A 12,643-nucleotide genomic window follows, 5' to 3' on the forward strand; every position below is an offset into this window, starting at 1 on the left:
CTCTTTCTCTTCTTCTAAAGCGGACGAGAAGCTAGGCGACTCTACGGACGGCTTACCCTCGGCGGAACCCAACACCGAAAAGGAGAAACCGAGAGGGAAAAGCGGTAAAGACTGAGGATGGCGATGGTACTAAAAATGGGGGCAGCTCACAAGTAAATCGTGACTGGCTTTTTGCCCAATCCTCTGCGGTCATCCCTGAGCCCGCAATCTTATCATTCTGTGGAGTTGGTCTTTTAATACTTTGGCGCCGTAGTAAGGCTTGACGCGATCCTTTGGGCACGATATACTCCTCTCGTTTGGCCCGTTGGTCTAGCGGTTAGGACGCCTCCCTTTCACGGAGGAAACCAGGGGTTCGATCCCCCTACGGGCTACTTTTCTTTTCTGTTGCAAAGACGCAACTTTAGCACCGTCCCTTCGCCTGCGATACAGTAAGTACGTATGACCAATAAGCTTCAAGCAAATGTGACCGATGAGAGCGCAATTCTGGTGGCGCTGGAGACCGATGAGAGCCTCGATAGCATTGAGGTTCGTCTGGACGAGTTAACCGAACTTGCGAGCACTGCGGATATTGAGGTTCTAGATCGTTTCAGCCAGCGAAAGCATAAGGCTGACTCCGCGTTTCTGATTGGGCATGGAAAAGCCGATGAGCTCTACACCCTGGTGGCGGAGCTGGAGCCGACGGTGGTGATCTTTGACAACGAGCTCTCCCCTACTCAGCAGCGCAACTTAGAGATCACACTTAAGACGCGGGTGATGGATCGGACGCAGCTGATCTTGGATATTTTTGCCCAGCGCGCACGGACGCGTGAGGGGAAGCTTCAAGTGCAGCTTGCGCAGCTTACCTACTCTCTACCGCGTGTGGGGCTTCTCTACACCAAGTTCGAGCGCCAGCAGGGCGGTATCGGGGTGCGCGGTGGTGGAGGGGAGAGTAAAGTCGCGCTAGACAAGCGTAAGATCCGCGAGGACATCGCTGAGCTAACTCGCGAGCTGGAAGAAGTCAAGAAGACCCGTCGGCAGCAGCGTAGTGCTCGTCGCAAGCTGCCATTCCCCTCAGCAGCTCTGGTTGGGTACACCTCGGCAGGCAAGTCCACCCTCCTGAACTTGCTCTCGGGCTCTGAGGTGCTGGCCGACCGGATGCTCTTCTCGACCCTGGACCCTACCACACGCCGTGTGACCCTTCCCGATGGCCGTGGGATCCTACTCACCGATACCGTAGGCTTTATCCGCAGCCTGCCCCATGATCTCGTCGCCGCGTTTCGTGCCACACTCGAAGAGACCATCGAGGCGGATTTTCTGATCCATGTGGTGGATATTAGCAGCCCGGAGGCGGATCGTCACCGAGACACTGTTCTAGAGACTCTGGAGGCCCTGGGAGCCCACGATAAGCTAATCCTGACGGTCTTCAATAAGAGTGATCTGGTGGAAAATATTGAGGAACTTCAAGAGCTGGTGGCGAAGACCCCGAACTCTTGCTACATCTCGGCGGCGAAGGCTGAGGGACTCAACCAGCTCATGGAGCGGGTATCGGAGACGATTAAAAACCTAGTGGACACCATGCTAGTGGCAATCCCCTACAGCCGCTCAGAGCTGGTGGCGCAGTGTCATGAGTTCGGCGTGGTGCACTCCGTGGACTATGGTCCTGAACATATCCTCGTTCGCGCCGATGTCGCACGCTCTCTAGCGGGTAAGCTCGAAGAGTTCCAGATTGTGTAAGTCCTGACCACCGAGCCCCTTCAGAGCTTTCTGGAGGGGCTAAGTTATTTTTAGGGGTACGGTACACTGGTGCATGTTTTCCCAGACTGCCGAGTACGCGCTTCGAGCGGTGGCCTACCTTGCCCAAGAGGGAGAGCCGCGCACCGTAGCACAGATCGCGGCGGCAACCAAAGTTCCCCCCAGCTATCTTTCTAAAGTGATGCAGAGCCTAGCACGTGCCGAGCTGGTGGTCTCACAGCGCGGCCTGCATGGAGGATTCCGCCTTGCCCGTCCCACAGATCAGCTCTGCGTCTACGACATCGTGCAGGCGGTGGATCCGATCCAGCGCATTACCAAGTGTCCACTAGACCTGCCACAACACTCCAAAAATCTGTGTAAGCTCCACCAGCGCATGGACGATACCCTGGCACAGGTGGAGCTGGTTTTCCGTCAGACGACGTTTGCGGAAGTTCTGGAAGCTCCGATCTTTGGCGGCGATGAGCCTACTTCGGATCGTAGTTTTTAGAACCGTCGGTGGGGAGTGGCACGATCCAGATCTGGCGGAACTCGGTGGGGTTGTGGTGATCCTGCAAGAAAATCGGGCCAGGTTTATCTACCGGGCGATCACCGCGAATTCCGGTGGGGCCTTGAATCTCGGTGTTGTTCTGCACGAGAATTCCGTTTTGCATTACCGTGACGCGGGCCTTTTCGGTTATTTTACCGTCCACAAAACGCGGCGCACGGAAGATAATGTCGTAGGTCTGCCAGGAGAGCGGGGGCTTGCAGGCATTGACCAGCGGCGCGGCTTGGTTGTAGACCGCGCCACAGTCGCCCGTTCCGGGAATCTTCAGCCCGGAGGAGTCCAGCACCTGAATCTCGTACCAGCTCTGCAAGCCTACGCCTGAGTTGCCCCGGCCTTGGCCTTTTTCATTGGGGACGTAGGGGACTTTAAACTCGACATGGAGCATGAAGTCTGTGAACTCCTGCTTGCTGACGATATTGCCCTTCTGGGAGACCATCGCGCCCTTGACCACGCCCCAGTCCGCATCGGCTGTGGAGCCAAACTTGCGCCAGTTGGCCGCCATTTCCTCAGGCTTGCCGGAGAAAAGCACAATGGCTCCGGGGGGAGGGGGGACGGGCTTTGGCTGCTTTGCTTTGTTATCGGGCATCAGATACGGCGACTGCGAGAGTGCCGCCAGTGTGAGAAGAGAGAGTACGTTCATCGTGGCTCTATTTTACCTGGGATTTCGTTTTTAGGGGCGTGCAGGGGGACGGCCCTCGCCGCGCAGGCAGCAGTTTTCCCGGCAGACATCGGGGTTGGGGCCGCGTGTGCCGACCGTGAGCCGGATCGGAGAGTCGCTCTGCCGCTCATTCACAAGCTCATGGATCATCTGGATGAGCTTGGGGTGCGTCCCCGCCGTCGCCGCCCGCACAAAGGAAATCCCAAGCTCCTCTGCCAGGTGCTTGGCCTCGTGGTCGAGGTCGTAGAGAACTTCCATGTGATCGGAGACAAATCCAAGTGGTACCACCGCGACGCCGGGAGCATTGAGGCCGTGCAGGTAGTCGAGGATATCGGGCTCCAGCCAGGGCACTTGAGGCGGGCCACTGCGGCTCTGGTAGGCCAAGTCGAAGTTCTCCACGCCGCAGGCCTCTGCGATCAGCCCGGCGGCTTCGGTTAGCTGCGCCTCGTAGTCACAGCCACGGGCCATGCCGATGGGGATGCTATGGGCGGTGAAGACCACGCGGGAGCCATGGGGAAGCTGGGAGAGCGCCTCGTTGACGCGCTCGGCCATCACTTCGATAAAGAGGGGATGGTTGTAGAAGACGCGGATCTTGCCAAACTCGGGCGCACCATCGCCCACAGCCTCGCGTGCCTTGGCGATGTCCTCGCGGTACTGGCGGCAGCCGGAGTACGAGCTAAACGCCGAGGTCACAAAGGCGAGCGCGTTTTTGATGCCATCGGCCTTCATCTGCGCCACGGTGTCGGTGACAAACGGGTGCCAGTTGCGGTTGCCAAAGTAGATCGGCAGGGGGAAATCGCTGGCTTTAAGGGCTGCAATCAGCGCTCGGTTCTGGGCGTTGATCGGGCTGATGCCCCCAAAGTGCTGGTAGTGCTCCGCGACTTCCGCGAGGCGCTCGGCGGGGATATTGCGCCCCGCCGTGACGTTTTGCAGAAACGGAATGACATCGTCGGGGCCTTCCGGGCCACCAAAAGACAAAACTAAAAGTGCGTCGTAGTTGCTCATGAGATTTTCGTGCCGACCCACACCATGCCGTTTTCGATCTTGGTTTGGAACGTCTCGACGGGCTTTTTCACCACACCGTCAATTGCCGCTCCGGTCTTCAGATCGAACTTGCCGTAGTGCCAGGGACAGACAACCGAACACTCGTCGCTGTCAATAGTTCCCTCGCAGAGCGGGCCGCGGGCATGGCTGCATCTATTGTTGATGGCAAAGATCTCACCCTTGATGTTAAAGACCCCGACCATCTTGCCTTCGAGAAACACCGAGCGCGTCTTTCCAGGCTCTAGCTCCGCAAGCGCACAGACCTCGACCCAGCTCTCGCGGGCCTCTCCGGCGGCAAGGGCTTCGGCGATGGGCGGGCCACCCAGAGCGTCTAAGGCTTCGTCGAGGCGTAAGTTCACGCAGGTAAAGAGTGGCGTGTCTTGGAGCGTGTAGCGGCTGGACTCAGTCTCGCGCAGCTCCTGCACTAAGTCTAAGAAGTCGGCGGGCTCGTCGGTCTCGAAGGCCAAGATAAACTCGTAGTCGTCGATGCCGAAGCTGTAGGTGGTGTTGAGGCGGATCGAGGGGAATTTTTTCCCCACTTCGATGTGCTCGTCCATGACGCCTTGGCGGGCGTGCTTGGAGAGTAGATACCAGGGGCGGGTCTTGATAAACGGGTAGACAAAGACATACTTCGCCTCCGAGGGGTCAATCACCAGCCGCTCTTCTTCCTCACTTCCATCGTCGCCGCCCACGCGAATCTCATAGACCGAGCGCTTGGTCTGCGAGAAGTAGCTGTAGACGATCTGGAGGTAGCTGCCCATTTTTGTGCGCAGGATCGCGGTGGCTAGCTCCTGGAAGACCAGCGGACTCTCGGCGATCTGCCAGAGGAGCAGCTCGCAGTCCGCGCGGGTGCCGACCGTGCTGTAGGGCCGCAGGAGCATGCGCCGGTTGAAGTTCTGAATGACGCTCGAAAGCTCGCGCTTCTGCGCCGCTTGTTCGTCGTCACTTAAGCGCCGCCAAGTGGGATCGAGCTTGTAGAAGGCAAAGCGGACGTACTGGCGGCGGCTGAGCTGCCGTCCGGCGGGCGGAGCGGCGGGGGTATCGGTGGTGCGTGGTCTCATAGCTCACTCATACTTTCTTGAATCGCATCCAGCGTGCTCTGGACAATGGTTTCGGTGTGCGCGGCGCTGACAAAGCCTGCCTCGAAGGCGCTGGGAGCCAGGTAGACACCGCGCTCCAGCATCTTATGGAAGAACGAGGCGAAGCGCGGGGCATCGACATACTGCTTTGCGGTGGCGTAGTCGGTCACTTTGGTCCCCTCTTCTTTCAGGAAGTAGAACCCAAACATGGTGCCGACGGTTCCCGCTTGAATCGGCAGACGGGCTGACGCAGCGGCGGCACGAATGCCCTCGGTGAGCTGTGTCGTACGGGCGACAATTCCCTCGAAGACGCCAGGGTTTTGTAGCTCGGTGAGCGTCGCCAGGCCCGCCGCCATCGCCAGCGGGTTGCCTGAGAGCGTCCCTGCCTGGTACATCGTCCCGGCGGGCGCGACGTGCTGCATGATCGTCTTCTTGCCCGCATACGCCCCAACCGGAAGCCCACCGCCGATGACTTTTCCGAGGCAGGTGATATCGGGATCGATGCCCCAGCGTGCCTGTGCTCCGCCGGGTGCGACCCGAAAGCCCGTCATCACTTCATCGAGGATAAACAGCGCCCCGTGCGCACGACAGAGCGCTTGGAGCCCCAGCAAGTAGCCGTCGGCAGGGGGCACGAAGCCCATGTTGGCCGCAATCGGCTCGACAATCACCGCGGCGATCTCGGAGCCCAGCTCTGTGAAGAGCGCTTTGGCACCGTCTAAGTCGTTGTAGGAAAGCGTGAGGGTGCTTGCGGCAGTGGCCTTGGGGACGCCAGGGGAGTCGGGCAGACCCAGTGTGGCAACGCCGCTGCCCGCCTGCACCAGAAGCATATCGGCGTGGCCATGGTAGCAGCCGGAGAACTTGACAATCTTCTCGCGCCCCGTGACCGCGCGGGCGAGGCGCAGGGCGCTCATGCACGCCTCAGTGCCGCTGTTGACAAAGCGAATCTGCTCGATGCTTGGCACCATCGCGATGACCTGCTCCGCGAGCTGGTTTTCAAGCGCCGTGGGTGCCCCATAGCTTGTGCCCTTGGCCGCCGTCTCCGCGATGGCCTGCAAGACAACTTCGGGCGCATGGCCCAGCACGAGCGGCCCCCACGACAGAACATAGTCGGTGTAGCGGTTGCCATCGGCGTCCCAGATATATGGCCCGGAGCCGCGCTCAATAAACCTAGGCGTACCACCGACCCCACGAAAGGCACGGACGGGGCTATTGACACCGCCGGGAATAAGCTCCTGCGCACGGGCAAAGAGTCGCTCTGATTCTTGTGTGTTCATCGGTATTAGGATACCCGCTTTGTCCCGCCCCCCTAACCCCCGTGCAACGGGGGGACAAAGAGGGATTTTCCTTTTATTCCCCCCGCTGGGCGGGGGTTAGGGGGGAGAAAGCCGCTCGACCGTTTCTTCCGCTTGATGAATACAGTCGGGGATGCCGACGCCACGGTAGGCGCAGCCGGTGAGGTGCAGGCCGGGGGGAAGAGATTTCTCTAGGACATCGATTCGATCTAGGTGCCCCGCATCGTACTGAGGGTTGGCGTTGTGCCAGCGGAAGATGCGGTGAAAGAGCGGCTCTGCGGTGATCCCCAGAATATCCAAGAGCTGCTCTTTTGCCATCGCCAGAATCTCTGCGTCGGTTTTCTCCAGCGTCTCGGGCGTGCGGGAGCCACCGAAGAAGACACGGACAAGCGCGTGGCCGTCGGGGGCGCGCGAGGGGAACTTGATCGAGGAGATCGTCAAGGCATTGATGGGGCGCTTCTCCCGTAGCGGGATCACCATGCCAAAGCCATTTAAGGGGCGCTGGATGTCCGCGGAGCGAAAGCCCAGTGAGAGCGTCCCCGTGCTCACGGCTCGGATCAGCTCCAGCTGCTCCGCGACTCGTGGCGCAAGAGGCTGGATAAGCTTGGCGGCAACCGAGGCGGGCGTGGTGATAATGATCTGGGGAGTGGTAAGAAGTGTACCGTCACTCAACGCAAGCTGGTAGCTACCTGAGGGCAAGGAAATGAGACTCATTACGGAGGTGTTAAGCCGCTTCTCGCCGGTGAGCTGTCCAACAAGCGCGTCTACCAGCTCTTGTGTGCCGCTGGGAAATGACTGGAACATCGCAGGGCGCTTGCCGTTTGGATTGGCCTGTGCCTGTTTTGCCTTCTGCGCGAGCGTCCCTCGGATCAGGCTCCCGAACTCGGTCTCTAGCTCGCGGTAGCGCGGAAACGTGGCGAGCAGGCTCTGGCGCTCGGACTCGCCGCTGTAGATTCCCGAGAGTAGCGGCTCCCCGAGGCGCTCTAGGGCTTCTTGGCCGAAACGGCGGCGTACAAAGCTGCCGATGGTCTCGTCGGTAGAGTCCGTTCGTGGGGGAATCAGCCAGTCGAGGCCCATGCGGAGCTTGCCGGAAAGCGAGAGGAGGGGGCTCTTGAGAAAGGGCCAGAGCTTGGTGGGGACGATCAGCTGCATGCCCTCCGGGAGTGCGACGGGCTGGCCATTGTGGAGAACATAGATCGTGCGGAGTTTGTCGTTGGTGCCCAGAAGCCGCTCCCCCAGACCTAGCTCGCGCGCGAGCTGCGCCGCCCAAGGCTTGGTCGCCAGAAACGAGTCCGCCCCGCCCTCGACTACAAAGCCGTCGATTTTCTCCGTCTGGAGCTTTCCCCCCCAGCGCTCCGATGCCTCTAAGAGCACATACTCCAGGCCGCGCTTCTGAGCAAACCACGCCGCGCTGAGCCCGGAGATGCCGCCTCCGATAATGGCGATCATGGCTTGGTCTGCGTGTACTCGTGGACAAAATCAATGAGGCGGCGCACGGTGTCTACGGGGGTCTCGGGCAGAATCCCATGTCCTAGGTTGAAGATATGGCCAGGCTTTGCTTTCACGCTATCCAGGATCTTTTCCACCTGCGGCTGGAGCGCGTCCCAGCCCGCAAAGAGCGCCACGGGGTCTAAGTTCCCCTGCACTGCCACGCCGTCACCCAGCTCGTCCCACGCTGCTGCCAGATTTGTGCGCCAGTCCACCCCGATCACATCGCCGCCCGCTTTTTGGATTAGAGGAAGCATCCCGCTGGTGCCAGTGCCAAAGTGAATCAGGGGAACCCCTGCCTTACTTGCAATCTCCAGCGCTTTTTTACTGTAGGGAAGGACGAACTTCTCGTAGTCCGCTGGGCTAAGCTCACCGACCCAGCTATCGAAGAGCTGGAGCGCTTGTGCGCCCGCCTCGGCCTGCGCCAGAAGATACTCACCGGCCAGAGTCGCCAGCTTGTTCATGAGCGAGTGCCAGGCCACGGGCTCGTTCCACATCAGCTTCTTGACCTCAATGCGGTTCTTACTTGCGCCGCCCTCAACCGCGTAGCTGGCTAGGGTAAACGGAGCGCCGCTAAAGCCGATCAAGGGAATCCCTCGTGGCTCTAGCTCTTTTCGCACGAGCTTGATGGCCTCCAGCGTGAAGCTTAGAGTCTCGCGCGGCTCTGGCAAGACAAGCTGCCCGATTGCCTTGGCGGTGCGCACGGGGTTGTGGATAATGGGCCCCTCGCCCTTGAGAAACTCTAGCTTCAGGCCCATGCCTTCTAGTGGGGGGAGAATATCGGCAAAGATAATCGCCGCATCTAGGTTGAACGCATGGATCGGCTGCATCGTCACCTCGCACGCCAGCGCGGGGTCTTTGATCAGCTCTAAGATACTGTACTTGGTGCGTAGCTCACGGTACTCGGGCATGTAGCGCCCCGCCTGGCGCATCAGCCAGACCGGAGTGGCGTCCACAGGCTCGCGGCGGCAAGCGCGTAAAAATCGGCTATTTTGCATGGTAAAAATCGTTGAGGTCTTTTAGGTTTTCTAGGCGAGGAGGAGTCCAGGGGTCTCCAGGAGCTCTTTAAGCCGTGCGAGAAACGCGGCGGCAGGGGCACCGTCGAGGGCGCGGTGGTCAAAGCTAAGGGAGAGACCCATCATAGGGCGCACGGCGGGCTGGCCATTTACCGCCACAATGGTATCGGTGATCGCACAGATACCCAGAATCGCGACTTGCGGTGGGGGAATGATCGGGTTGAACGACTGCACGCCGTAGTTGCCGAGATTGGTGATCGTAAACGTCCCACCCGTCACTTCGTCGCTGGCTAGCTTCATGGTGCGTGCTCGTGCCGCAAGATCTACCCGATCTTTGGCAAGCTGGGTCAGGCCCTTGCTCTGGACATCTTTAATCACCGGGACAATCAGCCCATCGTCGCCTAGCGAGACGGCCATTCCCACATGCGCGGCCTCAAAGAGCGTGATCGTGTCGCCGCTGATATGGGCATTGACCATTGGGTGTTCTTTAAGCGCGTGGCCACATGCTTTAATGATGAGATCGGTGGGGGAGATACGGACATTGTCGGACTTCTCGATGGCGGGCAGGAGCTGCTTGCGGAGCTTGTTGGCCTCGGTCATGTCCACGGACAGATTGAGTGTTACGTGAGGCTTCTCCCGCACGGACTTGCTGAGGTTGTCCGCCACCCGCTTGCGAAGTCCCGCAAGGGGGAGAACCCTCCTCCCCCCGACCCCCTCCTCCCAACCCTGGGAGGAGGGGCTGGGGGAGGAGGGCTTTGCCGCACGCACATCGTCGGCGGTGATGCGCCCGCCCGTGCCACTACCTGCGACCTCGGTCAGATTGACACCCTCGCCGGTTGCGATTGCCTGTGCCAGCGGCGAGATGCGCATCGCGGGGGCCTCTAGGAGCGCTTGGGCTTGCATAGCGGCGTGCGCAGCCTCAATGTCGCGCTCGATAATGCGACCGCCAGGCCCGGTGCCCTTTCCCGCGAGGTCTTTGACACTCACGCCAAGCTCATCGGCAATGCGGCGGGCACGCGGCGAGGCATCAATCGCACCCGTTATTGGCTCCCCCCACCCAGAGGGTACCCGGCGGGGGCTGGGGGGGAGGGGGGCGGGGGCGGATACGGGAGGCGTTGGGGCCGCCGCAACAACGGCAGGAGTGAGGGCAGCGACAGGAGCTGTGGCAGCTTCAACAGGAGCTGTGGCAGCTTCCGTCGGTACGGTGACGCTCTCACCAGGCTCCCCGACAAGCACGAGTGGGGTCTCCACCTTGACGTAGCTATCCACGGGGGAGAGAATGCTCAGAATCGTGCCCGTCTCCGTGCTGGCGAACTCCATGTTGGTCTTGTCCGTCTCTAGCTCACCTAGCGCCTCGCCAATCGTGACCGTGTCACCGACTTTCTTGAACCACTGAACGATCCGAACTTCCTCCACCGACTGCCCCAGCACGGGCACCTTCACTGTCCTCGCCATTCGTCCTTAATTCCTTCCAAAAACTTCGCGTCGCGCTTCCCGGTCCGCATCGCGCTTGGCGATATCTTCGCGCTTGTCGTAGAGCTTCTTACCGCGCCCTAGCCCCAGCTCGATCTTGGCAAAGCCGCGCTCAAAGATAATCGCGAGGGGGATCAGTGCCAGGCCCTTTTGTTGGGTCAGTCCCAGCAGATGGTCAATCTCTTTGCGCTTGAGCAGGAGCTTGCGGGTGCGCGTGGGCTCGACATTGTCGCCATGGCCCTGCGTAAAGTGGGCGATATGCAGGTTGTGGAGCCACAGCTCGTTCTTCTCGATACGTGCGTAGCCATCGGTGAGGTTGGCTTTTCCCGCTCGCAGTGACTTTACCTCGGTGCCAACCAGCACCATCCCCGCGACATAGACTTCTTCGATGAAGTACTCATGGCGGGCGCGGCGGTTCACGGCGACGGTGCGTTTTTGACCGCTTTTCTCTTCTTTTTTACTGGTGGACATGAGGCCCTATTATACCGCGTCGGTTTAGCGTGGGATGGGTTTTCCGTCACGTAGCGCGGGGAGCCAGTCTTGCCAGCAGCGTTTTTCATAGGCGGCTTGGGAGCCATTTTCGTTCTGGTGACCGGCGATAGGCAGCAAAACCACTTCTTTGGGGCTCTTGATCTGGTTGGCAGCGGCGAGAATCCCCTCGGGCGGGCAGGTCTCGTCAATCAGGCCACAGCCGATCAGCACGGGGCACTTGATTTTAGGCGTAAAGTTGGCGACATCAAAGTAGCGGCTGGCTTCACGGACTTTTTTGGCGTCCTTGCCCTGCGCATTGAAGACCCACATTGGCCAGCCGGGTGCGCGGCCCACATCGGGGCCAAGCATATCGCAGCCTGCAGGAACGGAGGCGAGGGCTGCTGTGATTTTCGGGTGCAGTCCCGCCGTCATCAGCGACTGGAGCCCACCCTGGCTCCCGCCCATCACCACGAGAGTCTTGCCGTCCCAGTCCGGGTGCTCCGTCAGGTACTGTGCGGCGCGGTAGCAGGAGAGATACATCCGCAAGAAATAGCTCGTCTCTGGGCTGTCGTTGCCGATGGCGGGATAGTTATTCAGCGGCCCCTTGCTCTGTTCTTCGTAGAAAGCGGGGGGCTGGTCAAAGGGAAGATCGTGTGCCTCGATATTGAGCGTGAGCCAGCCATCAGCGGCGCGATCCGTGACCCAGTTTCGCGGCAGGCCATAGACACCGGCCCACTGGACGATGAGGAGGGCGGGGAGCGTTGTCTTTCCTGCGGGCTGGGCCGTGTGCCCCTGAATCTTCGTCCCCCGAATGTTGTTCATGGTGAGCTTGGAGTACACCACGCCCGGCTTACCTGAGAGCCCACGCTCTAGCCGTGGGTTCGCAGGGACGGAGCCTAGCTCTTTGATTTTTGCCGCCCAGAACGCATCAAAATTCTGGGGACGTGGGGCCGAGAGTCCAATCTTCTCGGGAGCCGCCACTGCGCCGCCTCGGCTACGCGAGCCTTGCAGAACAAGAAGCAGTGCGCCTGGTTTTTCAAAGCGCGCCTCAACCGTGCCGGTGCCTTGGGCCAGGGCTAAGCTTCCCTTGCTCTGCTCCGTGAGGCCACCGCGCTTGACAACATAGTCTATTTTTTCGGGAGCCGGGCCCTCACCTGCCCATTGGACACTCCAGCGAACCGTCTCGCCCACTCGGTAGACACCATCGACATGATCCGCGGTGATCCTAAAACGCGCTGCTTGCTGCATCCCAAACCTCTCTCAAAAAAGCAAAAGCCCTCTGCATACTATACAGAGGGCTTTGAGAGCGGGAGAAGGGGTTCGAACCCTCGACATTTTGCTTGGGAAGCAAACGCTCTACCACTGAACTACTCCCGCAGTAGAATGGACTATATCCGATTTTTAGCCGCGCTGCAAGGTGAGCTGCTGTATTGGGAGTGTACGCAGGATTTTTCCGCCGATGTGTCGAAGGAGGCGGGGATGTTCGCACTTAATTTTTACAACGAGCTCTATGGCGATGCCTTGCGCAAAGGCCGTAAGTCCGCGACGATCCGTCTTGGGGATAAAACGAGTAAGTATCAGTCGGGAATGCTGGTCTGGGTGACACTGGGGCAGCGTTTTGGACGGCGCTACAAGCTCTTCACGGCTATCTTAGACATGGTCGAAGTGAAGCCCCTCAAAGACCTCACCCCACGCGATATTCAGCGCGAGAACCCGGAGTTCCGTACCAAAGAGGAGGTTACGACCTTTCTCCAGCGTATCTACGACCGGCCCATTGATGAGGACACACTCATCACGATTATCTACTTTTCGCCCGTGGACGAGTACGGGCTGGACGGAATTTAACC

Annotated in this window: 12 protein-coding genes and 2 tRNA genes; 4 read left to right on the forward strand and 10 right to left on the reverse strand. The window is 59.8% G+C overall.

Annotation, left to right across the window (positions count from 1 at the left end; translation table 11 throughout):
- Positions 1-298 precede the first annotated feature (298 nt).
- The 3 genes from AC1XOS_RS01390 (at position 299) to AC1XOS_RS01400 (ending at position 2,218) form a co-directional block, all read left to right on the forward strand.
- A tRNA-Glu gene (locus AC1XOS_RS01390) sits at positions 299-371 on the forward strand.
- Between the two features lie 67 nt (positions 372-438).
- Entirely contained in the window at positions 439-1,713 is a 1,275-nt protein-coding gene (gene hflX / locus AC1XOS_RS01395) for a GTPase HflX (protein ID WP_481960425.1), read from the forward strand.
- Positions 1,714-1,786: 73 nt separating this feature from the next.
- Positions 1,787-2,218 carry an RrF2 family transcriptional regulator gene (locus AC1XOS_RS01400; RefSeq protein WP_481960426.1) on the forward strand — a complete coding sequence of 144 codons (432 nt, stop codon included), beginning with the start codon at positions 1,787-1,789 and terminating at the stop codon, positions 2,216-2,218.
- Here the strand turns inward: AC1XOS_RS01400 and AC1XOS_RS01405 are convergent.
- From AC1XOS_RS01405 to AC1XOS_RS01450, 10 genes are all read right to left on the reverse strand, one after another.
- On the reverse strand, positions 2,196-2,915 hold the full coding sequence (locus tag AC1XOS_RS01405; RefSeq protein ID WP_481960427.1) for a 3-keto-disaccharide hydrolase: 720 nt from the start codon (positions 2,913-2,915) through the stop codon (positions 2,196-2,198). The genes AC1XOS_RS01400 and AC1XOS_RS01405 overlap by 23 nt on opposite strands.
- A gap of 30 nt (positions 2,916-2,945) precedes the next feature.
- Positions 2,946-3,938, reverse strand: coding sequence for a ferrochelatase (locus tag AC1XOS_RS01410; protein ID WP_481960428.1), 993 nt, complete (start codon positions 3,936-3,938; stop codon positions 2,946-2,948).
- Positions 3,935-5,038, reverse strand: a complete 1,104-nt coding sequence (locus AC1XOS_RS01415) for a chlorite dismutase family protein (RefSeq protein WP_481960429.1) — start codon at positions 5,036-5,038, stop codon at positions 3,935-3,937. The genes AC1XOS_RS01410 and AC1XOS_RS01415 overlap by 4 nt, the downstream gene beginning before the upstream one ends.
- On the reverse strand, positions 5,035-6,330 hold the full coding sequence (hemL, locus tag AC1XOS_RS01420; protein ID WP_481960430.1) for a glutamate-1-semialdehyde 2,1-aminomutase: 1,296 nt from the start codon (positions 6,328-6,330) through the stop codon (positions 5,035-5,037). The genes AC1XOS_RS01415 and hemL overlap by 4 nt, the downstream gene beginning before the upstream one ends.
- Positions 6,331-6,426: 96 nt before the next feature.
- A complete protein-coding gene (hemG, locus tag AC1XOS_RS01425) occupies positions 6,427-7,797 on the reverse strand; it encodes a protoporphyrinogen oxidase (RefSeq protein ID WP_481960431.1) in 1,371 nt (456 codons plus the stop codon).
- Positions 7,794-8,834 carry a uroporphyrinogen decarboxylase gene (hemE, locus tag AC1XOS_RS01430; protein ID WP_481960432.1) on the reverse strand — a complete coding sequence of 347 codons (1,041 nt, stop codon included), beginning with the start codon at positions 8,832-8,834 and terminating at the stop codon, positions 7,794-7,796. The genes hemG and hemE overlap by 4 nt, the downstream gene beginning before the upstream one ends.
- 30 nt (positions 8,835-8,864) lie before the next feature.
- The gene (locus tag AC1XOS_RS01435; protein WP_481960433.1) at positions 8,865-10,307 is read right to left on the reverse strand and encodes a dihydrolipoamide acetyltransferase family protein; all 1,443 of its coding nucleotides are present in this window, start codon (positions 10,305-10,307) and stop codon (positions 8,865-8,867) included.
- A gap of 6 nt (positions 10,308-10,313) precedes the next feature.
- The gene (gene smpB / locus AC1XOS_RS01440; RefSeq protein WP_481960434.1) at positions 10,314-10,796 is read right to left on the reverse strand and encodes an SsrA-binding protein SmpB; all 483 of its coding nucleotides are present in this window, start codon (positions 10,794-10,796) and stop codon (positions 10,314-10,316) included.
- Between the two features lie 24 nt (positions 10,797-10,820).
- Complete coding sequence (locus AC1XOS_RS01445) at positions 10,821-12,044, reverse strand: acetylxylan esterase (RefSeq protein WP_481960435.1); 1,224 nt, start codon at positions 12,042-12,044, stop codon at positions 10,821-10,823.
- Positions 12,045-12,101: 57 nt separating this feature from the next.
- Positions 12,102-12,173: transfer RNA gene (locus AC1XOS_RS01450), tRNA-Gly, on the reverse strand.
- 6 nt (positions 12,174-12,179) lie between these two features.
- Between AC1XOS_RS01450 and AC1XOS_RS01455 the strand changes: the two genes are divergently transcribed.
- Positions 12,180-12,641: an ASCH domain-containing protein gene (locus AC1XOS_RS01455; RefSeq protein ID WP_481960436.1), complete on the forward strand. Its 462-nt coding sequence runs from the start codon at positions 12,180-12,182 to the stop codon at positions 12,639-12,641.
- The last annotated feature ends 2 nt before the right edge of the window (positions 12,642-12,643 follow it).

It is taken from the genome of Armatimonas sp., assembly GCF_964826245.1.